At 38.8% G+C, this 23,905-nt stretch carries 16 protein-coding genes; 8 read left to right on the top strand and 8 right to left on the bottom strand.

The genetic code is table 11. The features are described 5' to 3' along the window. The first annotated feature begins 96 nt into the window (after window positions 1-96). The 4 genes from A9996_RS11130 (at window position 97) to uvrA (ending at window position 4,698) form a co-directional block, all read left to right on the top strand. Window positions 97-714, top strand: coding sequence for a hypothetical protein (locus A9996_RS11130; RefSeq protein ID WP_066434708.1), 618 nt, complete (start codon window positions 97-99; stop codon window positions 712-714). A 155-nt stretch (window positions 715-869) separates the two neighbouring features. Beyond that, window positions 870-1,358: a P-loop nucleotide/nucleoside kinase family protein gene (locus A9996_RS11125; protein ID WP_066434706.1), complete on the top strand. Its 489-nt coding sequence runs from the start codon at window positions 870-872 to the stop codon at window positions 1,356-1,358. A 174-nt stretch (window positions 1,359-1,532) separates the two neighbouring features. After that, window positions 1,533-2,066, top strand: coding sequence for a GNAT family N-acetyltransferase (locus A9996_RS11120; RefSeq protein WP_066434704.1), 534 nt, complete (start codon window positions 1,533-1,535; stop codon window positions 2,064-2,066). Between the two features lie 91 nt (window positions 2,067-2,157). Further along, entirely contained in the window at window positions 2,158-4,698 is a 2,541-nt protein-coding gene (gene uvrA / locus A9996_RS11115) for an excinuclease ABC subunit UvrA (RefSeq protein WP_066434702.1), read from the top strand. A 337-nt stretch (window positions 4,699-5,035) separates the two neighbouring features. On the opposite strand, the gene A9996_RS11110 is transcribed toward uvrA, so the two are convergent. Both A9996_RS11110 and A9996_RS11105 read right to left on the bottom strand, forming a co-directional pair. Beyond that, window positions 5,036-5,653 (bottom strand): response regulator, encoded by a 618-nt coding sequence (locus A9996_RS11110; RefSeq protein ID WP_211272654.1) that lies wholly within the window; start codon window positions 5,651-5,653, stop codon window positions 5,036-5,038. Then, the gene (locus tag A9996_RS11105) at window positions 5,650-7,587 is read right to left on the bottom strand and encodes a tetratricopeptide repeat-containing sensor histidine kinase (RefSeq protein ID WP_066434699.1); all 1,938 of its coding nucleotides are present in this window, start codon (window positions 7,585-7,587) and stop codon (window positions 5,650-5,652) included. Before A9996_RS11105 ends, A9996_RS11110 begins: the two co-directional genes overlap by 4 nt. A 255-nt stretch (window positions 7,588-7,842) precedes the next feature. Between A9996_RS11105 and A9996_RS11100 the strand changes: the two genes are divergently transcribed. Together A9996_RS11100 and A9996_RS11095 are read left to right on the top strand one after the other, a co-directional pair. Further along, a complete protein-coding gene (locus tag A9996_RS11100; RefSeq protein WP_083993924.1) occupies window positions 7,843-9,708 on the top strand; it encodes an OmpA family protein in 1,866 nt (621 codons plus the stop codon). A 63-nt stretch (window positions 9,709-9,771) separates the two neighbouring features. Beyond that, window positions 9,772-12,135 (top strand): tetratricopeptide repeat protein, encoded by a 2,364-nt coding sequence (locus tag A9996_RS11095; RefSeq protein ID WP_146608958.1) that lies wholly within the window; start codon window positions 9,772-9,774, stop codon window positions 12,133-12,135. 158 nt (window positions 12,136-12,293) lie between these two features. On the opposite strand, the gene A9996_RS11090 is transcribed toward A9996_RS11095, so the two are convergent. Beyond that, window positions 12,294-12,545, bottom strand: coding sequence for a hypothetical protein (locus A9996_RS11090; RefSeq protein WP_066434693.1), 252 nt, complete (start codon window positions 12,543-12,545; stop codon window positions 12,294-12,296). A 425-nt stretch (window positions 12,546-12,970) separates the two neighbouring features. On the opposite strand from A9996_RS11090, the gene A9996_RS11085 reads away from it, so the two are divergent. Together A9996_RS11085 and A9996_RS11080 are read left to right on the top strand one after the other, a co-directional pair. Beyond that, a complete protein-coding gene (locus tag A9996_RS11085; RefSeq protein WP_066434690.1) occupies window positions 12,971-14,785 on the top strand; it encodes an FAD/NAD(P)-binding protein in 1,815 nt (604 codons plus the stop codon). Window positions 14,786-14,918: 133 nt separating this feature from the next. Next, window positions 14,919-16,328, top strand: coding sequence for a DASH family cryptochrome (locus A9996_RS11080; RefSeq protein ID WP_066434687.1), 1,410 nt, complete (start codon window positions 14,919-14,921; stop codon window positions 16,326-16,328). Between the two features lie 119 nt (window positions 16,329-16,447). Here A9996_RS11080 and A9996_RS11075 read toward each other — a convergent pair whose 3' ends face one another. The 5 genes from A9996_RS11075 to A9996_RS11055 form a co-directional block, all read right to left on the bottom strand. After that, window positions 16,448-17,782, bottom strand: a complete 1,335-nt coding sequence (locus tag A9996_RS11075) for a RagB/SusD family nutrient uptake outer membrane protein (RefSeq protein ID WP_083993923.1) — start codon at window positions 17,780-17,782, stop codon at window positions 16,448-16,450. Between the two features lie 11 nt (window positions 17,783-17,793). Continuing rightward, a complete protein-coding gene (locus A9996_RS11070; protein ID WP_066434683.1) occupies window positions 17,794-20,835 on the bottom strand; it encodes a SusC/RagA family TonB-linked outer membrane protein in 3,042 nt (1,013 codons plus the stop codon). 102 nt (window positions 20,836-20,937) lie between these two features. Next, window positions 20,938-21,084, bottom strand: coding sequence for a hypothetical protein (locus tag A9996_RS11065; protein WP_157487212.1), 147 nt, complete (start codon window positions 21,082-21,084; stop codon window positions 20,938-20,940). A 56-nt stretch (window positions 21,085-21,140) separates the two neighbouring features. Continuing rightward, window positions 21,141-22,634 (bottom strand): aldehyde dehydrogenase family protein, encoded by a 1,494-nt coding sequence (locus tag A9996_RS11060; protein WP_066434679.1) that lies wholly within the window; start codon window positions 22,632-22,634, stop codon window positions 21,141-21,143. 13 nt (window positions 22,635-22,647) lie between these two features. Next, entirely contained in the window at window positions 22,648-23,895 is a 1,248-nt protein-coding gene (locus A9996_RS11055; protein ID WP_066434677.1) for a Zn-dependent hydrolase, read from the bottom strand. Window positions 23,896-23,905 lie beyond the last annotated feature (10 nt).

Raw genomic sequence — 23,905 nt, 5'->3', positions numbered from 1 at the left:
AAAAAATAAAAAGAAAGTAATATCCTTGAAAAAAAATTGTTAGTTTTTGCTAAATCAAATTCAGTTATCATTTGCAGTAATTTAAATAATATATTTATGAAAAAAACTATTGGATTATTTATTTTGGCTTTTATCATTTCTCAAAATTCGCATTCACAAAAATTATATATTTGGTGCCAAAAAGACCAAATTCCGACACCAAGAAGTGAATTTCTTGCCGACTCAGATATTGATTTAGTTATTTTCGACGGTAGAATAATGACCTCAAATAGCAAGATTGAATGTACCAGTCAAACAATTAAGAATAATTTATCAGAGCTTATAAGATTGACTTATCCATCTGCTCAAATAAATCTATTGGAAACCGATAAATATTTTGAAAATGCTAAAAAAAATAAAATTACAATTAAGATTACGATTTCGGCATATCACGCAGCTTTTGGTGGAGACGTTAAACTTGGCATTGGTAGTGTAGGCGGACAATTTAGTTGGGGGATTTTTCCTGAAGGAAAATGGAACGCTACAACGGGGTATTCTATAAAAATTTATGATTATCGAGATATTAATGATAATAAATTCTCAAAAGAAATTGGAAAAATTGTTTCAAGACCAAATACTGGAGGATACCGAACAGCAAAAAACATTTTAAACAATTCATACATTGAAGCTAATCAAGAACTTTTTTCTTTTATAGATAATTCTTTGATGGAATAAAAAAACGAAATGCCAATAATGTGTATAAGCAATGGCTTGTCCTCGCCTACTTGGAAAATTCTGCAGATTTTCCAAGGTCTCGGTCAATATTATGTATTTTAGGTAGTTGGAAACACAACTGCATCAAATGGGACCACACACTAAAAGAATATGATATGATACACCTTATAGTTGGAAATACAGGTTCTGGAAAAACAACCTACTCAATGGCATTGAAAAGAAAAACCAACGCTATCATCTTTTCGATTGACAAATGGAATAAAACACTCTTTCTTGCCGATAAGAAACCTAACGACGGATTGGAATGGTTTCTGGAAAGAATTGACAGAGCGGAAGAGATGATTATGGGATTAGTCCAACAATTGGAAAACTCAAAAACCGATTCTATTCTGGACCTGGGATTATCAAAATTTGAGCATAGAGAAAAATTTAGAAAATTTGCCGAATCGAATAGATTCGAAATGAAACTCCATTTTTTGGATATTTCAAAAGAGATACGGTTGGAAAGAGTAATGCAGCGAAATAACGAAAAAGGGGCTACTTTCGAATTTGAGGTAAGTAAAGAAAATTTCGACTTTATGGAAAGTTGGTTTGAGCGTCCGAATGAAAATGAAATGATTGACGGAATAAGTATAACAGAATAAAAACGTACTAACCGCTACATCGTGTTTTTGAAATTATTGGAACAAAGCCTATCTTTAAAAACCTTTGGATTTTTCCATCGTAGTTTTGTGCTTTTTATGGTTCGTGCTTGAGATCCAATGCCGCTCTAGACACGCATTAACGTTGTAATCACATAAAAAAACCAAATCAGTAAAATGAAAATTTTTGAGACTGAGAGATTAATTATTAAAAAATTGGAAAGTGTAGATAAAAAACACTTCGCTGAATTATTTACTAACCCAAGGGTTTTAGAGGCAATCCCTCAAATAGCGTTCACTGAAAGTCAGATTAGTGACAGATTTAATGGAAGTCTGAAAATAGAATTTAGTGATTTAAAAACACAAAAATGTGCTTGTGGAATCTTCGAAAAAAATAATCCTGAAATGATTGGACTGGCGCTGTTTCTAACAAATGAAAATAACGAAAATGAGTTGGGATATCGCTTTAAAGCAACTTATTGGGGAAAAGGATATGGAACAGAAACCACCAACGGAATGTTAGAATTTTATTTCAGCGTGCTGAATATAGACAAAGTTACAGCGGACGTAAATATTGCAAATGTTGCTTCGGTAAAAATTTTGGATAAGTTTATGTCACCCGTGAGAGAATTTTTTAATGAGAGAGATAATTGCACCGACAGAAGGTATGAACTCAGAAAAGATGACTGGCTGCAACAAAACAACGTCTAAGACATGGATGGGTCTTTGATAATCTGGAAATACCTTGGCAAATTTCCAGTTTCAGTAGGTTCTTGGTATATTTCTTGATCGATGGGTAGGCATGATAGAACCGAATGACAATAAGACCGAAAAAAAAGGCTTCGTTACCGTGCAAGGCGCACGCCAAAATAATCTTAAAAACGTAAGTCTTGAAATTCCCCGCGATGCATTGGTAGTATTTACAGGAGTTTCTGGGTCGGGCAAATCGTCACTTGCTTTCGGCACCTTGTATGCTGAAGCTCAACGAAGGTATCTAGAATCGGTGTCGCCCTATGCACGGCGACTTTTTCATCAAATGCCAATACCAGAAGTCGACCAAATTGACGGGCTGCCTCCTGCCGTTGCCCTACAGCAGCAACGTGGTTCAGGAACTACGAGATCTTCGGTTGGCTCCGTGACTACCTTATCTAATTTGCTGCGGATGCTATATTCCCGCGCTGGCGACTATCCACCAAATCAACCTCTTTTATATGCTGAATCATTTTCAACCAATACTCCAGAAGGAGCCTGCCCTCAATGTCATGGACTTGGCAGAGTCTATGAAGTGACAGAAAAAAGCATGGTCCCTGATGATGCCCTAACCATCCGTGAAGGCGCCATTGCAGCTTGGCCCAAAGCATGGCAAGGACAGAATTTCCGAAACATTTTGATTACCCTTGGCTACGATGTTGATGTGCCATGGAAAGATCTTCCAAAAAAAGACCGCGACTGGATCTTATTTACAAATGACAAACCACAGGTGCCAGTATACCCAGGCTTAGACCGGGACGACGTACAGCTTGCCATTAAAAACAAAACGGAACCAAGTTATATGGGCACTTTTACCGGTGCGAAGAAATATGTGTTGCATACCTTTGCAAATACGCAAAGCGCTTTGATGAAAAAGCGCGTGTCTAAATACATGCTGAGCAGCGAATGTCCTACCTGCAATGGGAAACGTTTACGTCGCGAATCTCTATCCGTGACTTTTGCCGGGTACGACATTGCCGACATTTCTAGGCTTCCTCTAAAGAAGTTGCTTTCTATTTTTGCTCCTTATGGCGATGGCTCAGCGCTGGGTCTCACTAAATTTGCCGAAAACCATCGAGAGAAAGCACTAGTGGCACAACGTATTGCTGAAGATCTTGTAGCCAGGGTGACCGTTTTATTGGAATTAGGTTTGGGCTATTTATCCTTGGAGCGCAGTACGCCTACGCTTTCGCCTGGCGAACATCAGCGTTTAAGATTGGCCACTCAAGTACGCAGTAATTTATTTGGAGTGGTGTATGTCTTAGATGAGCCCTCTGCAGGTTTGCATCCCGCAGATACCGAAGCCCTACTAAAAGCGCTGGACGGACTAAAAGCTTACGGCAATTCACTTTTTGTGGTCGAGCATGAGTTGGACGTGATCCGCCATGCCGACTGGATAGTAGATGTTGGTCCCGACGCTGGCGAAGGTGGCGGAGAAATTTTATACAGTGGTCCGCCGGACGGTTTAAAAAATATAACACGCTCTAAAACCAGAGCACATCTTTTTAATACGCTTCCTTTTGAAAAATCCAGCCCCCGGAAACCTTCGGGATGGCTGAAATTAACTGGCGTTACCAGAAATAATTTAAATGACTTGGAGGTGTCTTTTCCTTTAGGCGTATTGACGAGTGTTACTGGTGTTTCAGGCTCGGGCAAAAGCAGTTTGGTCAGTCAGGTTTTGGTAGAATTAATGTCTACTCAATTAGGAAATGGCCCAGCTCCCGAAGAGGACGTAGAAGATGCTTTGCAACAGGACGTTGTAGCGACGTTGGGTGGCAAAATCACCGAAGGTTCAGAACACATAAAACGCATGGTGGTGGTCAACCAAAAACCCATTGGTAGAACACCGCGCTCCAACCTTGCGACGTACACTGGCTTGTTTGATGTGGTGCGAAAATTGTTTGCGGCAACAAAATTAGCTAAATCGCGTAATTATACTGCCAGCCGCTTTTCATTTAATGTTGGAAAGGGCCGATGTCCCAATTGCGAGGGTGAAGGTTTTGTGATGGTTGAATTGTTGTTTCTACCAAGTGTCTATGCACCCTGCTCTGTTTGTGGTGGCACGCGCTATAATGCCGAAACCTTGGAAGTCACGTATCATAAAAAAAATATTGCCCAAGTTCTTAGTATGACGGTAAATGAAGCCGCGGAATTTTTTGAGAAAGAAGACCGGGTAAATCGCCCCCTCAAAGTATTACAGGAAGTCGGTTTGGGCTATTTGCGTTTAGGCCAGCCAGCAACTGAACTTTCCGGTGGAGAAGCGCAGCGCATTAAGCTTGCCACGGAACTCCAACGTCTGAGCCGAGGGAATACACTGTACATTTTAGACGAGCCAACGACAGGCTTACATCCAACTGATGTACAAAAATTACAACTCCAATTGGCGCGTTTGGTTGATGCCGGCAACACCGTCATTGTGGTAGAGCATGATATGCAGGTCGTGGCAGGCAGCGATTGGGTTATCGATATAGGTCCTGGCGCTGGAGAAGAAGGCGGAAAAGTGGTTGCGGAAGGAACGCCATCAAAAATCGCAAAAAACAAACAAAGTAAAACAGCAATTTATTTAGAAAGAACTTTAAACGGTCGGCCCTAATCCAGAAGAATGTTTTAAGAATTTAAGATTTGTTCCTACAGCATCAAAATTGAATAAAACGAAAATTATAAACGCGATTGCCTAATTCGAAACAGATTTTAGTTTGGCCATTTACGTTTAATGCCTTTTTTTTTTAACGTCGAAGACATTTTCAATGCGCTCCATTTTTCTGGATCAAACCTTATACAAATAGCCCGTACTGCGGAACGGAAGATATTTGGGTTTTGACAGACGAAATACAACTTTTGTAGAAGACGAAATCTCTGAGTTTTTAGCTGTGTGCTGAATGTAGAATTCCTTCAATCTAGAATGCTCTTTAAGACAGCGTGCAAACCACTCATAAATGTCCTTGTGCTATTGACAATTTTATCAACGCTGCAGTGTTCCTGGCATTCAATTTTTCCAAAAGGTTTTTTCGGTGTGTATCAACCGTGGTCGTACTGATAAATAATTTTTTTGCAATTTCATTATTGGTCATTCCCTCCGCTATCAGATTCAATACTTCCTTTTCACGCCGGGTCAATACAACTGTGCTGTTATTAGTATTTCGCAGTGTTTGCGAAACCTCGAAGCTTAAATAGGTTTTTCCTGTTGCCACTGTTTCTATTGCTTCCATCAGTTCCTGCTGTGTTGCATTTTTTAACACATAGCCGGAGGCGCCGTTATCTATCATCTTCTGAATAAAACTGAGCTGATTAAAAGTACTGAGCCCAATGATAAATACAGACGGATATTTTTCTTTTACTTCTTTACATAAATCGATGCCACTTTTATCTGGTAAATTGATATCCATCAAAATAACATCAGGTTGTTGCTGATGTAAATAGGCAAGGCAGGAAGCAGCATTGGATGCATGCCCCGCCCATTCGATATTTTTTTCATTTTGTAGTAATGAACGAATACCTTCAATTACCATGTAATGATCATCTACTATAAAAACTTTTGTAACCATCATATATTAAATTCGATATGAACAGAAGTCCCTTTTCCATTGGCAGATTGGACATCTAATTTGCCTTTTAAAAAGTCAACACGGCTTTGAATATTTGTCCAGCCAATCCCTTTTGACCTTTGTAAAATTTGGGTGTCAAACCCTTTCCCATCATCCTCAACAGTTACGTTTAAAGGGCCATCCACTTTACTTAACTGCACTATTGCGCTTTTTGCGGTAGCATGTTTCATGGTGTTACTGATCAGTTCCTGCACAATACGATAAATGGTAATAGCGGTTGTTTGATCAATTTTAGCAGTCTCCATTCCGATGGATTGATAAGTTACCTTCAATGCCCCACTTTGATTGATATCGTTGCAAAAATCTTTCAAGGCCGTATCAAGTCCGTACTTTACTAAAGCTTCGGGCATCATATTATGCGCCACCCGCCGCATTTCTTTAATTGAACTGTCCAGCATATCCATACTGCGTTCAAAAGCATGAGCATTCTCAGTTGTCATGATCAAATTTCCTTTCATAGTAGTAAATGAATATTTGATGCCCGAAAGCATCCCTCCTAATCCATCGTGTAAATCTTTTGCCAGTCGGGTCCGTTCCTGTTCTTCACCTTTAAGTACGGCTTCAGTAGCGGTTAGTTGTTTCTCTGTCTCCAGTTCATTTATCCGTTGCTGCTGAAGTTTTCTCTTGTGTTTATAGGTACGATAAGAAAGCAAAAAGATGATTAATATAGTAATAGCACTCCCAATTAAAATATAATTGAGCACATTCTTTTTCAGGATAGTTGCTGTTTGAAGCTCAATCTGGTTATCCTTTTTTTCAGTTTCATATTTATTTTCCAGCTCTGCAGCACTTTTAATTACCTGCTCATTTAAAATTGCTTCCTGGATCGAATCTGACTTTATCTTCGCCAAAAGAGAGGTTGCATAATCACCATCCTTTGCAGCGATGTAAGAAAGAATGATGTAACTATTTTTCAGTTCATCTGTCAACGAATCTTCTGTTGCTATTAAAAGTGCTTCATTGATCTCTTTTCTGGCCTTTGCATTATTGTCATTAAAAAAATTTGCATATGCTACATTATAAAGAGAACTGGCCAGCATTTGCCTGCTTTGTAGTTCTCTTGCTAAAGACAAGGATCTTTCAGAGGCTTTTAGCATTTCTCTAAACTGGTTGCGATTGGCATATAAGTTAGACTTGTAACCATATATAGCGGCTTCAGCATAGGTGTCATTTAGTCTTACAGACTCCTTTATAGCTTTATCATAATAATACAGAGCACTATCAATAATTTGCAGATCCTCATAATTCTGTCCCAAAGTGGCATATACCCTGTTGATATAGTCATTTCGTTTATTATACCTTGTGTGAACTTGTACAGACAATAGGGCATAATCTGTAGATTTCCTATATTGTTTAAGGTTAGCATAACAATTGGCAAGATTGTGGTATATGCCGGATATTTTAGAAGAATCCTTAATAGCCTCTACCATATTCTTTACCTGCAATGTATAATCCAGTTGTTCTTCAAATTTCCCAAGATAACTATACACGATTCCGATATTATTAAGTGTGTTGATTACAAAGGAAGAATCTTTTAATTCTCTGGCAAGAGCAAGTGCGCTTTTCTGTTCTTCCATAGCCTTACCATAATCTCCTTTGGTGAAAGATACAATGGCGCTTTGTTCATAATAGTGATAAAGACCTTTTTCAAATTTCAGCGACTCTGAGAGTGCTTTTGACTTTTCTAAATAATAAACAGATGAATCTTGGTTGTTGGTTTCATAATAGTCTGCCAAACGTAATAAGAGCATTGCTTTACCCGTGTCTTCTTTGGCCCTGACCAAAAGCTTCATTAAACTATCCCGTTTATCAATCTGCTGTGGATGCACAGTTTGCAGGGAGAAGAATAAAATAAGCAAGATTGTAAGTTTTCTCATCCAGTAAAACAATCTATTAATTATCAGTATACAAATTAAGCAAAAAACCCTAAAGTAGGCGCTCCCCTTTTTCCATGATTTTTGCTTCCGTCTTTAAAAATCCTGTTTTTAAGGGATGTGTTCTAATACATGGAAGAATTATTTTTACTAAATATTTGAAAACCAAAACTATGACATACTATTTTTTCCCCGTACAATCTTTACAACTCAAGCCTGCATCCGAGTGGAATAATAACAATAATAAAAACTAATACAATGAAAAAGTATCTTCTCTTATCCGTATTTTTTTTGGTGTTTGCTGGTGCCAATGCCCAATTTCTCAAAAAGTTAAAACAGAAAGCCGAAGAGGCCATTACGAAAAAAGTAGAGAAAACAGTCGAAAAAGAGACTTCTGGCGATAACCAAGTCAATGGTAAAACCGATGAAACCGATAATACAGAAGTAAAAGCAAGCTCTGGCATCCCTAATCTAAACGTGTATAGTAAATTTGATTTTGTGCCTGGTTCCACTATTTTGTATTTCGACAATTTTGAAAATGACAATATAGGCGAAGCACCGCTAGGATGGATAACTTCCACTTCTGCCGAAGTAGTAACCATTGATGGGCTGGAGGGTAATTGGTTAAAGATGTCGTCTACCAGCGCCCAGCACATTACCCGAAACAAAAAGCAGAGCTGGGGCAATAACTTCACCATCGAGTTCGACCTGCTCATTGTAAAAAACAACTATGATCCGCGTATTGACATCAATCTGATTAACACAGGCGGAAATATGGTAACCGATGAGAATATATTACGGAATGATAAAAAACCAGCTGTTAATTTTTCCGCAATTATTGCAGCAGATAATAAAAGCAGGGCAAGCTTGTACGCCTTCGATAAAAAATTATCAGATGCGATGTCTGAAAGTTTGCCTTATGGCAATACTGTTCCCGTCCGTATTAGTATGTGCGTGCAGGGCAAACGCTTTCGCATGTGGTGGAACGACCGCAAATTGTATGACCTTGCAGCCGTGAGTGAGGAATACCTTCCAAACCAATTGCAATTTGCATTTGGCAGTGTAGGTGGTTCAGAATTTTATTTAAGCAATTTAAGGGTAGCAAAAGATATTCCCGATACCCGTGCGAAATTTGAAGAAGGAAAATTAATAAGCAACCTTCTATTTTACACAGGCACAGCCAAACTAAAACCGGAAAGCATGGGCGCGTTGCATGACGTAAGCAAAATTTTAAAAGAGGCCACAACACCCGTAAAAATTGTTGGCCATACAGACAGCGACGGCGACGATACCGCCAATCTAAAACTATCGCAACAAAGAGCAGATGCTGTAAGGGAAATCTTGATGAGCCAGTACAATATTGATGAAAGTAAATTAACAACCGAAGGCCAGGGCGAAGTGCAACCCATTGCTGATAATACATCGTATGAAGGCAAAGCACAGAACCGTCGGGTAGAATTTATTTTTAAACCAGGAGCTGACAAATATATTCCGCCAGCCGAAACTTCTAAACCTTCTACCAATACCATCAAACCTGGAGCAGCAAGCCCAGCGCTATCATCTTCAGGTGCTGCAACTGTGGCGCTACAGAGTAAAATTCTTACGGTTAACCTACCCTTTGCGCAATTTATGAAAACGGGTGAATCCAGTTATACCTTCATTGCCAGTAAAGAAGAGGGCAACAGCAAAGAAAATTATGTCAAGATAGAGTTGCGATCTGTAAACATCAGCTTTAAACCCGAAACCTTCAATTTTGAGGATAACAACAGAAAGAACCCTTTGTATGGCACAAAGAAATTTGCAGAAATTAGAAAAACTGAAGCTGTTCTTCATTATGGCGCAGCACAAAAGCCATATATCTATCAATTCTCTCCTGTTGTGGCAAACGGTCACATGGCAACATTCTACACGGAATCACTAAGTCAAAAATTACCATCGGCATCTCCCAATTGTAAATTTGTGATAGAAAAGGTAGAAGATGGAAAAGCAAGCGGCTATTTTATTGCCGGGATCATGAGTGAAGGCTTGAAACCTATCACAAAAGGCGATGCCATGCAGCAGACTTTCACAAATGGCTTTTCCGGTGAAATGAAATTCACTTTTAGTAATGTGCCTGTGTATTGAATAATTCCAAGAAACAGAATGAATTGACAATAAAATTTAATGAATTTTAATTAAACTCATCCCATGAAAAAGTGTCTTCTCTTAGCAACGTTTTTTTTGATGCTGACTATTTCTCAGGCACAAACTAAAACAAAACAAAACGACAAAGTAAAAACGGCTCAATCGCAAATTGATAAGGCGATGGAAGCTGCTATGAAAGATATGAGCGAGGAAGAAAAAACAGAGATGAGGAAAATGATGAAAGAGATGATGCCAGAAATGGCAAAAAAGCCCGAATCTGATATCATTTCTTTTACCGATAACAAAAAACTTGTACCGGCAAAAGATGTCTCCCGTATAAGCAGCCTTTCCGGAAAACCATTTACAGATGACGATGTGACCGCCAATACCGCTTTGCTTTACAGTAAGCTAATAGCTAAAATACCGGTGTCTGAAAAAACCATATTATCAGGCGTTATGGCTAAAGCCAGTTCGGGTTCTCTGCTTATGGAGGCGGCTACCATCTCTTTTATGCAGGGGCATAATTATGTGGCCATCGGACTGGCAGTAAAAGCGGTACAGGCGGAGCCAAAAAATAGTATTTATCAAAACAATCTTGCCGCTATTCTATCTCAAAGCGGTTATCCCGAAAAAGCCATTCCTTATCTACAGAAATTAGAGGTTCAATTCCCATTGAACAGCACGGTGCTGCACAATCTTGGCTATGCATGGCTGCAATTGGGAGACGTGGATACAGCCAGCAAGTTCTTTGGTTTTGCCGCAGCCCGCAATCCGTCCAACCCTGAAACAGCGCTATGCCGCGGGGTGATAGAAGAATTGCGGGGCGACCCCAAAAAAGCGGCTGACCATTATGTGGAGGCTTTTGAACAGGCTCCCAATCCGTTTACTGAAAACATGGCTAAAAATGTCAATGCAGAAAACCGTCTTGATAAAATTGATTTCAATAAATTGAAAAGCCGCATCAGCATCTATGAATATTTCAAAAAAGATTGGATAAAAATTCCGTTGCTGGTGGATGATGTGTCGGCTTATGAAAATAACCGGAGCATCCAAAATGGCTTTTCGGAGATGTTCACCAGTCTGGAGGATAAAATAGATGACATGATAGAAGCCAGCAACGCAGAAGTTGAAGCATTGGCAGATCAAGGCGAAACGGAGTTTGTCAAAGTTATGATGAAGGAAAGTCAGAAAGGTTATAGTATGATCAGTTTACCTGCAGTTTATATACAAAAGATTTTGATGTTTCACATGCTGAATTGGCAGCAAGATTATGTTACCGAATATAGGACTTTACTTGATGAAATTCAAAAGCAAAAACTGGTGATGACAACCTACGGCGAAAATGATAAATGCGCCGATTATGACAGAAAGAACAATGAGTTTTTAAGGTATGCCAACCCATTGATCAGACAGTTTCATGCAACAAAAATTGAAGAAGCCCGTGTTTGGTTGAATGCATTTTGCACCTGGGGCTGGTATATTGCAGGAAATCCCAAAAATATGGTGCTGACACAATGTATTAGTTGGACATCATTTCTTACCAAAATGTATGAGAATGCTGTACATGATCAGTATGCCATTGCGCAAACCTGTGTCAATCAAAATGGTGATGGTATCACTTATATGGAGGTGCCAGCCATTCCAAATTTTACATGTCCCGCTGTGGTAAGCATTCCATTTGGTTTGGATGAATTGCGGCTGAGTGCTGACGCCGCGACCTTTAATGACAATAGTTGGGGCATTCAAAAAGCGGTAGGCTCGAGGCATCGAAATTTGACCCTAGGTTATGGCACCGATAAAAATTACATCACCGAACCAGGTAAATATGGAAACCCATTTACAAAAACCGGCAATGGGAGCATCACGCCACCAGGTATGGGTATCAATGATTTAGTACCGCTTTCAAAGGTATTGGATGACCTGAATCCACTTGACCCAGCCCTTCTGGATACCAATAAGAAATCATCTTCAAAAAGGATACGCGATGCCGCCATGGCAAGGCAACTTTTAAATGAGATGATTGATACAAAATGCCCGGGAAAACTGCCACCAAAAAAAACGAGAAAACAAAAGTTTGAGTTTGGTGTTGGAAAAATTGAATTGTTAGAATGGAGTGATGACTTTAATGCCTGGGTTGACGATAAAGGCGAACTGATGTATGATAAAGATTTTAAACCCTTTGGAAAGCTTGAATTAACTTTGGGTGAACTGCAGCTATTGGAATGGAACGAAGACTATGAAGCATGGGTCAACGATAAAGGGGAACTGATGTATGATAAAAACGGTAAAACCTTTGGAAAGTTTGAAATAGGCCTAGGTGAACTTGAATTTGAGGAAATACAAACAAGCGGACTACAAACGGTCATCAACAATGGGATGGAGGCCCTAGGAACAGTTACAGATTTTATTAAAGGCTTATTCGATTGATAGCCTATTAAAATTAAAACTACGCTCTGCATCTTCATCCTGACGTCAATTGCTCTATTAGAACAAGATTGCAGCAAAGAATTGTGGTAGCAATAACCGATAAGAAAAAGAGTCTAAGCTGAAAAGCTTAGACTCTAATTTTTAATGATCAGATATACTTAACTAGGATCTTTATCATCCTGATCGTGCCCTTCCAATTTGACAAGCTTGTTGTAAACACCTAGCAACAAAAATGGTGAGGCCCATTGCCCAACAAATAGAGCTGTGTTTTTTTTGTTAAGTAATTTTAGCGTTAAGGAAGCACCCATTGCTCCAATAGCCGCCCACAGGAATAAATCAGATGGTAATTTTGAGGTTTCTTTTTCGATAGTTTTTGCAACTTTCCCTTCTTTGTGGTTATTCGTTTCCATAGTCTTTAATTTATAATTTATAGCTGTAATTTACTTCTGAATACCAATTAAATAGGACTCAATAAATTAAATTTTTAAGCCCAAATGATTAAAAAATGGTCATAACCTTTACTTATATCTAACAAGAGCACAACTTCTCCACCAGTTCATAACATTGACTTTTAGTGCTTAGTAAATTGAGCCACGATAAATTGCATTTCAATTAGAACATTAAATTGTTGAAAAAATTAGCCTTAATTCAATACCTAAATTATTACCTAATACACAGGTACCGCAATAGCGTTAATTAATTTTGCTATACCGTTACTCATTATATGCTGAAAACATGGGAATTGATCGTTTTCTAAATATATTTAATCCTCAACGCAGAACATTGATTTTTGTCAACAAAAGAATAATTCTGCTACTATTTGTAAATAATTTTTATGGGAAAACATATTGCTATCATCGGATCAGGGCCATCGGCCATTTATGTTTTGAAGCATCTTCATGAACATGCATCTGAATTTAGGGATTATATTAAATCGATTACAATCTTCGAAAAGTCACCTATTGGTGGTATGGGTATGCCCTATCACCCGGAGATGACTGACATTTACAACTTGTCCAATATTTCGTCTGAAGAGATTCCGATGTTAGAAGAAAGTTTTGCGAGTTGGCTAACATCTCAGCCATGTAAAGTTCTGGAAAGTTTCAATATCGAAGAATTTCCAATAAGCAAATCAAAAGTGTACAGCCGAATAGCTTTGGGCTTTTATTTCAAAAGTCAGTATGACAAAATTATAGCAAACTTAAGAAACGCAGGCTTTGTGCTGAATGAATATTTTGGAGTTAAAATTATTGATATCCTTCCGCAAGCAAGCAACAAAGTAAATGTGCTGACCTCAAACTCTCAAATTCTCGAAAATTTTAGCAATGTCATTATAGCTACAGGACATATTTGGTCTGAAAAAGACCATCCTGAAAACAAATATTACGGTTCCCCTTGGCCTATACATAAGTTACTACCTGACAAAAACACCTATTTCAATTTTACTATAGGTATCCTTGGGGCATCTTTAAGTGCATTTGATGTGGTCACCTCTTTGGCACATAGGCACGGAACTTTTCATAAAACTGCTGGTGGATTATCATTCAAATTGGATCCGCTTGCGAAAAAATTTAAAATCGTGTTACATTCTGCTGAGGGTTGGCTGCCACACCTCCAATATGAACAGGAAAAACCCATGAGAGAAATTTATAGACACACTGATCGTCAGGAAATTTTGTCATTAATTGATACTTCGGGATTCTTACCGTTGGATAGTTTTTTCGACAAAATTTGCCGTCCTGCCTTAATTGAAGCATTTATAAAAGACAAAAATGATAAACTAATAGTTTTGCTGTCACAACCTAGCACCGGGATTTTAGAATTCGTAGAACACATGGAACACACCCATGAGTACGTCAATTGTTTTGAAGGCATGCGCAAAGAATTTGAGCAGGCAAAGGAATATATGGATCAAAATAAGCCTACACACTGGATGGAAACGCTTGATGATTTGATGTACTGCCTCAATTTTCACGCCGAGTTATTAGCTGCTGAAGATCATCTGTTTTTCAGAAAACAGATCATGCCATTTTTAATGAACGTCATTGCAGCATTGCCATTACCTTCAGCTACTATTTTGCTCGCACTTTATGATGCAGGTTGTATTGAATTAGTAAAAGGAAAGGTAGAAATTTTAGAAGCCTCAACTGAGGTTGGTAAAACAACTATTCAAGTTTCAAACAGTGATGAAGCTACAAGAGCAGTTGATTATGCGATGTTTATTAATTGTGCAGGTCAGGGTAAAATCGCATTCGAAGATTATCCATTCCCTACATTGATAACAAATGGCAACGTACGGAAGGCTAGAGCGAAGTTCAAAACTCCGTCGGTGCCCATGAGAAATAAATCCTCAATGTCAAATACACATTTGTTTATAGATAATGAAGCCTATGTATATACTGGAGGTATTGACGTGGACTCCGGATACAGCGTCATAGATTCTAAAGGTAATTCTGATACAAGAATTCACGATGTTTCTTTTATCCATACCGCTGGCTGCCGACCATACTCTTATGGACTTCAAGCTTGTAACGCTACAAGTTTGATTCTGGTAGAGCAACTTAAAAGAAATTGCACTTTGAACGCGCCCATTCAACAAGAATCAATTGAAACCACAACCAGAATTTATGAAAACAACCCGGAGCTATAAGGATCCATCTTAATGTTCAAACCTGCATTAAAATCTAATTTAAATTGAGATTCAGTAAACTTATCCAACGCTACCAAGTATTTTGATGAGTGTATTGGAATGTAGTTTTAGGGCATCAAAAATATTATAATGTATGCAAAAAATAAAATCGACCATAGGTCTTGTCTGGTTTAAAAATGATTTAAGACTACATGACAACGAAGCTCTTTGCCAAGCCATTGCAACATGTGACGTTGTAGTATGCGTATATGCTATAGAGTCTTCGCTTTTTACGACACGACACTATGGTTTTAGAAAAGCAGATGTGCTTCGTTTCAAATTTCTGGAGCAATCACTAATGGATTTGCAACAAAATCTCAAAAAAATCAATGGTCAACTTATTATTACCATTGATTCTGCCCTTGTCGATGTTCCAAAACTGGTTCAGGAATATAGTATTACTGAAATTTTTGCCGAAACAGAATATGCTTTTGAAGAGTTGCAGCTCATCGACCGATTAAAAGAAAAACTTCCAGATATAGCTTTTAATTTTTATTGGGGCAAAACCCTCTATCACAAGGACGATATTCCTTTTACTATTGCTGATATTCCACTCACTAGTAAGGCCTATCGCATTCCGACCTCAAAACAAAGTGAACCGAGAATTCCGTTCAAATCACCATCAAAAATCAACGCGCATCTCAAAGCCAAAAACACACCATTTCCTTCATATACAATCTATGGGTTTACAAAAGAGGACTATGACCAATCAACGCCTTATGTCATGGGTGGAGAATCTGCGGCATTGGAACGCCTGAATTACTATACGTTTCAATCAGAGCATTTGACGGCTTATAGATGGACACGAAATAAATCATTAGGAATGGATTACAGTTCAAAATTTTCGCCTTATCTCGCATTGGGTTGTATATCACCTCGAGAGATTTATAAGGTTGTGAAAGCATATGAACTGCAGATCAAAAAAAACCAAAGTACATGGTGGATTATTTTTGAATTGGTATGGCGAGATTATTTCACTTTTAAGGGCATGAAATTCGGGAATTCCATTTTTGGGACCTCTGGGTTTAAGAATAAGACAACAAATTTCGATAACAATCAGATCCTTTTTGATAAGTGGAAAGAAGGAACCACAGGTATTCCCTTTGTTGATGCACACATGAGACAACTTAACCAAACTGGATATATGAGCAACAGAGGCCGGGTAAATTGTGCTAGTTTTTTTGTGAAAGATTTGAATATTGATTGGACTTGGGGGGCTTCGTATTTTGAAAGTAAGCTGATTGATTATGATGTCAGCGCTAACTGGATGAATTGGCACATGCAAGCTTTTGAAATATATTATACCAACCCCGTCAATCAAGCCATTAAATATGATGCCAAAGCTTTTATCCAGACTTACATTTCTGAGTTGAGTGACGTTAACGATCATCGCATTTACGCACCATGGGAATACGATATTCCCAATTATCCAGCGCCCACAACTGTTTTTGACAAATGGCAACGCGCCATCAATAGAATTAAAAAATCTGTTGAGGAAAGTTAGCCATCTAATTTTAAATGAAAAAGCACTCGAAGAAAGTAAAAGTTTTTAATGCTTCTACTTTCTCCTAGTGCTAATTAAGCTTAGCTAAAAATTTAAACCTGAGTTGATCCCAAGGTTTATCAATTACTAGGATACCCAGGGTTTTGAACTAAAGCATCAGAAACTTGAAGTTCTGTTCGTGGAATAGGCAACACTTTCCTAAATGCTTCCAAACCGAGAACACTCTCAGCCTTCCCCAAACGGACTAGATCAAAAAACCGATGCCCCTCAAAGTTAAGCTCAGCTCTTCTTTCGTATAATAACGCATCGACATATTGAGAGGTGGTCAAAATTGGAGCAAGATCATCTAACCCTGCTCTGTTTCTTATCGTGTTTAGATCTTCGGTACCCGCATCAGGATCATTAGTTGCAAAGACTGCAGCTTCTGAACGGATAAGATATAATTCTGCCAATCGGAAGATTTTGAAATTATTTGAATTTGTATTGTCAGAATATTTAGTAGTACGATTGCGCCCTCTAAGTCTCGTAAAATAATTTTTTCTCAAATCTCCTGTCTCAAATGAACTGAGTAAAGTAGGATCAACGTTATATTCATCCCTTCTATAAAGATAAGTGTTAAAGGCACTCTGGTCTTGTTCATTAAACTCCAACTCAAAGATCGATTCAGCTGATGCATCTGTAGTGTAGAACACATCGTCCAAATTTTCTTCCAAGCTGAAACCACCCTCAGTAATCACTTTTTTGGCATCTATAAAGGCTTGACCATATTCGCCTCTATAAAGATTTACTCGTGCACGCAAGCTAAGGGCGGCCCAATAGTTCATGGTTGAAGTATCACTACTTCCTTCGGTCAAGGCAATGGCTTGATCTAAATCACTAATGATTTGATCATAAACATCTTCGACAGAACTGCGGGCCAAATCTGGTATTTGATTGAAATCATTATCTGGGATTGGCTCCAAAAGCAACGGAATACCAAATTGCGACGAATTGTCAAAATGTTCTCCAAAAACCCTAAGCAAGTCAAAATTGGCCAGCGCTCTTAGAGCATAGGCTTCTCCTTTTATAGCATCTTTGTCAAGTGCTGGATCGTCTATATCATCAACCCCAGCTATCAAAAGATTTGCAGAATTGACAACTATATAAATATCAGGCCAAATGGTCGTAATCCATAAATTAGTGATAGGCACTAATTTCTGGTCTAATTCTGATTGTGACTGATAAAATCCTTGAAAAATCGCGTTGTCGGCAAGAAGTTCAGAATTCAATGGATATTCCGAGCCATAATAATCTGCATCCTGCAAAAGTGTATAGGCTCCCGCCAAAATTCCTTTTGCAGACCCGGCATCTGCAAGAGCGGTGCTAGAATCTAACGACTGTAATGGTTCTGGTTCGAGAATGTCACAGGACAGCATGAACAAAAATGCGAAAAGTGTTATATATATATTTTTCATTTTAAAAGTTTTTAAAGTCCGATGTTAATCCCTAATGTATAGCTTTTGCTCTGTGGCAAAGTCCCAAAGTCTGATCCGGCAATTCTTGGATCCCGTGCATTTTGGCTGACCTCTGGATCAAATCCAGTATATTTGGTAAATGTCAAAAGATTTTGTCCTTGGACGTATACCCTTAAGTTCGATAAATTTAATTTAGAAAGAATTTGATCTGGGAAGTTATAACCTAGGTTCACGGTTTTAAGTCGAACAAAAGATCCGTCCTCTAGCCAGCGTGATGAATATTCCTTCCAGTTACCATCTTCTAATGAAGCCCTCGGAATATCAGTAATATCTCCTGGCTCCTGCCAACGGTCCCGTGCCAACACATGGTTATTGCCATCAGGCAACGGAAATCCAGTTCCTATGCGGCTCCATCCCAAACCTTCGTAAATTGCTCTACTATGGTTAAAAATTTCGTTCCCCACTGAAAATTGGAAGAGAAAACTAAGATCGAGGCCTTTATAGCTAAAAGCATTATTAAAACCTCCAAAGAAGTCCGGCTGCACACTCCCAACGATTTGGCGATCATCAGCATTTATAATACCATCTCCATTGAAATCATCCCATATTATGTTTCCTGTTTGAGGATCTACTCCTTTTTGATCAATCAAGAAAAATGTTCCAATAGGATAGCCTTCCTTAAGAATGTGAGAATCGCTAATTATTTGATCATCAACCACAAGGTTTTTAACTTCATTACGAATAAATGATATGTTGAATGAAGAATTCCAGTTGAAATCGCCTCTTAGAACATCTCCGCTTATGGACAGCTCAAATCCTTTATTTGTTACCGCACCTATATTATCAAGAACGCTAGGAAATCCTGAAATCCCTGGTATTAATCTGCTCGACAATAAATCATCTGTGTCTTTTATAAAGTAATCTGTGGTTAATGTCAACCTATTGTTAAATAGCCCTAAATCCATTCCAAAATTATATTGGGTTGTTCTTTCCCAACTCAAATTTCGGTTGCTTAATTGAGATGGAACCAAAGTTGCACCAGAACGGTAATTTCCTATGCCATACAAGCCTCGCGATGCAAAGTTGCCTATACCATCCTGATTACCAGTGACGCCATAACTAACTCTCAACTTCAAATCAGAAATAGTCTCGGATTCTTTGAGGAAATCTTCTTGGCTTATGCGCCATGCTACAGAACCAGATGGGAAAATTCCAAATCGGTTATTTTGCCCGAAGCGAGAAGATCCATCAGCACGTCCGGAAAAAGTCAGCAAATATTTATTATCATACCCATAATTAGCTCTAAAATAGTAAGAAGCAAGACCCCATTCTGTTCCTGCGGTGGAAGCTGCAGTAATCTCGGCGGCGGTGGCTAATTTTACAAACTGATCACTTGGAAATTGTTGTGCGCTAATACTTGCAAAATTTCTATTTGAAGCTTGGTATGAGATGCCGACGATAGCGTCCAGATTATGCTTATCTCCAAAATTCTTATTGTAGGAGAAGTAATTTTCAGTAATCCATGTAAAATCTTCAGTAGAACCATAGGTTCCAAGACCATTAGCTCCTGAGTTGACCGATTCCCTCGAAATAATCGGGGTGTAGGACTCATCTACCAAACTCGTATAATCAATTGACGTAGAATGTCTAAAAGAGAGCGCATCAGTTAAAGAAATTTCTGCGAAAATAGTCCCTAAGCCTCTAACCGTTTTGGTAGTTCTTTTATATTCCTCAGCTACAAGCACTGGATTGTCGAGCATCCACCAACCAAAATAGTTGAATGGATCAGCATAGCTGCCATCTTCTTCTCTTACGGGCATTAAGGGATCACCTGCCAAGGTGTTTATAACAACACCATAAAGTGAGTTGTCATTAATAGTACGCTGCTGATTGGTTCGGCTTACGGAAATGGTTGTGCCTATCTTAAGCCACGTATTAATTTCACTATCTAAATTAGCTCTTGCACTGAGACGCTCGAATCCTGTCCCCAGTTGGGTGCCTTCTTGTTCAAAGTAGGCAAGTGATGTGTAATATTTGATCTTATCAGTACCCCCAGAAATTGAAAAATCTTGATTTTGAATGGCTGCTGTTCTAAAAATAGCATCGTACCAATCTGTGTTTTGTAAATCAGGATCGTTAGGATCATAGCCCCAAAGATCAGACACGTAATTATCAGGATAGTTAGTACCCAAATCTCTATTATCTTGACGTGCAGCCTCATCCATAAGTTCCAGTTGTTCTTTTGAACTTAACATATCAATTTGATTGGTGATGGTTTGAAAACCGTAATAACTATTGAAATTAATTTTTGGAGCCCCTGTTTGACCTCTTTTAGTGGTGATGATAATAACACCATTAGCACCTCTTGAACCATATATGGCCGTTGCGGAGGCATCCTTAAGAATTTCAATCGCTTTAATGTCATTCGGATTGATATCAGCAATTGAATTGGTTTTTTGTCCCCCAGAAAACAATCCAGAGAGATCTTCGGAAATCATTGGAACGCCGTCGATGACATATAAGGGTTCACTACTGGCAGACAAGGAGGTACTCCCTCTAATTTGTATGCTCATACCAGCCCCAGGCGTTCCTGAAGGAGAACTGATATAAGCACCTGCAGCCCTCCCTTGGAGGGCTTTGTCCAAACTTGACACTGGCAGTCTGGCAATATCTTCACCATTAACACTAGCCACAGATCCAGTAAGATCGCTTTTCTTCTGGCTACCATAACCGATAACTACAATTTCTTCCAATTGCGCAGCGTCTTCTTCCATTTGCACATTAATGGTTGTGTTATTTTCTACGTTGCGCTCTACCGTTTTTTGGCCTATAAAAGAAAACACCAGCACATCTGACGTGCGTGCTTCTATGGAATATTTTCCGTCAAAATCAGTCTGAGTTCCATTAAAAGTTCCTTTGACCAGAACATTTACGCCTATTAATGGAAGACCAGATGGATCTGTTACCGTACCTGAAATACTTTGCCCATACGTCATAGCAACAACCGAAGCCATGATAAAGAACAATAAGAAACTAATTGATTTTTTTTCCATAATTATTTAAGATTCAAGTTAATATTTGATTATTGTTGCGTGTTAATATTTGATATATGTGATCATATTTAAATGAACTACATAATTTTAAAAATTTTTTAATTACTTAATTAGGCATGGTGTTTCAGGGTAATACTGTTTTGATACTCCCTTTTCAAAATTTCCAAAGCCTGCTTTATCTGCTCTTTGAATACCTGTATTTGCAACTCCAAGGCTTGAGATAAAATTTAAGTATTGGTTATCATTCATGTCGTGTGGATATATTCCCTCTCCACGCACTGACTGTAAAGTGGAAAGCTGGCTTCTCAAAGTACAATCCATACGGCTTTTTCTTTGGTAAACTGATCAATTGCATTAACTCCCATTTCTTTTCCATTTCCACTTTGTTTAAAACCTCCAAAGGGAACGGCAGCATCAAAAAGATCATAGCCATTCACCCATACGGTGCCAGCGTCAACCTTATTTGCAAAATTGTGGGCCTTTGATAAATCCTGGGTCCAAACGGCAGCTGCAAGTCCATATGAAGAATTATTGGCCTTTAGTATCGCATCATCGAAGTCATTAAAAGGCAAGATGACCACAACAGGCCCAAAAATTTCTTCCTTGACAATTCTTAAACCGTCACTTTGACTGGTAAATATTGTTGGTTCTAAAAAATAACCATCTCTAAGATTTGCAAAGATGCGCTTACCGCCACATACCAATACAGCGCCTTCCTTTTTACCTGAATCAATATAATCCATGACGTTTGACAACTGTTTTTCACTGATCATAGGGCCAAGATCATGGTCGTCAAAACCGTTACCCATAGTCATCTTTTCAGCTTTTTCCTTCAAATTTGCGACCGTCTTGTCAAAAATTGATTGCTGTACATAAATTCTAGATCCCAAAGTACATTCCTGACCAGTATTGTAAAAGCTGCTCCATTGCAGATTTTCAAACACTTTTTCTAAATCAGCATCATCAAATATTACATTGGGTGATTTGCCTCCCAGTTCCAAACTGATCTTTTTCAAATTGCTTTGAGCGGCAGCTTCCATTATTTTTCTTCCTACCACTGTAGATCCTGTAAAACTAACCATATCGACATCCATATGATGGCAAATTGCTTCTCCGGCAGGACTTCCTTCTCCTGTAACAATATTGACTACACCCGCCGGAAAACCCGCTTCAATAATAAGATGACCCAGATAAAGCGCTGAGAGTGGTGTCAGTTCTGAGGGTTTGAGTATGCAACAATTTCCGCAAGCTAAAGCAGGGGCAAGTTTCCACATGGAAATCATAAGTGGAAAATTCCATGGAACAATTAGACCCACGACCCCCAAAGCTTCTTTTTTTGTATAGACCAATTTATTTGATCCAACCGGAACTGTGCTTCCATTTATTTTGGTCACCCACCCCGCGTAATATTTTAAATGGTTGATTGCACCCAGTACATCATATTTAGATTTAGACAAGGGTTTTCCATTATCAAGCGTTTCAAGTTCCATAAATACCTGCAAATCTCTCTCCATAAGCCGGGCAAGATCCCATAAGAGCTCTGCTCTTTGTGTGGGACTTACCCCATCTTTCCATGTGGTTTTAAAAGCATGTCTGGCTGCCACTACCGCTGCATCAATATCGCGTTTGTCAGCTAAGGGTATTTGAAGGATGACTTTACCATCGGCGGGGTTTACTGTATCAAAGGTTTTATTGGATAGACTTTTAACCCATTCATTTCCAATTAACATCCGTGGAGGTGTGTCCAAAAATTGTTTGGTTTTGGGAGACAATTCTGCATGTTGGATTTTTGCTTTCATGATACGTTAATGTTTAGTTTCTAAATTCCAAATCACAGTCATTTGCCATTTCTAGTACCGCTGCCAATAATACATTAGTACCGTTAATAATATCTACCTTTTCCGCATGTTCCAATTCGTTATGACTCAGGCCATCGGTACAGGGAATAAAAATCATACTAGTAGGTGCTACTTTGGAAATATACACGGCATCATGTCCAGCACCACTAACAATTTCCATTGAGGGGATAGCTAGTTTCTCCGTTGCTTTTTTGACAGCTTCAATACATCCGGTATCAAACATTACTGGAGGGGAATACCAGACAAGTTCAAGATGGCCAACGTCTTGATCAATATGTTTTTCAACATTGACTATTGCTGTCAAATCTTGATGCATTTTGAAAAGAATTTCTTCACATGGATGTCTCATGTCCACGGAAATATCCAAGTATCCCGGAACTGTATTTCTAACCCCAGGAAAGGCGTTGATATACCCGACAGTCACTTTGGCGTCTGGACCATGTATTTTGGTAAGTTCGAAAATTCTTGGTAAAAGTCTCGATAGCGTTAGCATAGGATCTTTTCTAAAGCTCATAGGGGAAGGTCCTGCATGGGTCTCTTTTCCATTGAGAAGGAGATTATACCAGCGAATACCTTGAACACCTGTTACAATACCTACTGATTTTTTCGCAGCTTCTAAAATTGGACCTTGCTCTATGTGAAGTTCAAAAGTGGCTTTATATTTTCTATTTCCCACTTCACTCTTCCCTTTATAACCAATTTCCACTAACGCATCAAGTAGCTTCGTGCCCACTTTATCTTCTCTATTGTATGCGAAGTCCAAACTGAATTCACCAGCAAATACCCCAGAAGCAACCATTGCGGGAGAAAATCTTGCACCTTCTTCATTGGTCCAAGACACAATTTCTAGTGGTACATCGGTGACAATATTGGCATCATGCAGCGTATGAAGTACTTCCAGGCCAGCCAACACCCCTAAAACACCATCATATTTGCCTCCAGTTGGCTGAGAGTCCAAATGGCTTCCAATCATAACGGCCGGAGCGGCATTGTTCCTTCCCAAGCGTCTCGCAAAGATGTTTCCCAGTTGATCAATATCAACTACACAATCAATTTCCAAACACCATTTTATAAATAAGTCTCGTCCTAACTTGTCTTGTTCTGTTAAAGCAACACGGCACACTCCGCCTTTAGTGGTCGCTCCAATCTTAGCCATCTCAAAAAGTTTTTCGCATAATCTGTTGCCGTTTATTCTAAGCATTTAGATGAGA

It is taken from the genome of Gelidibacter algens, assembly GCF_001678675.1.
GTDB classification, from domain to species: domain Bacteria; phylum Bacteroidota; class Bacteroidia; order Flavobacteriales; family Flavobacteriaceae; genus Gelidibacter; species Gelidibacter algens.
The sequence above is the reverse complement of the archived record's forward strand: the minus strand, read 5'-3'. Positions and strand labels throughout refer to the sequence as shown.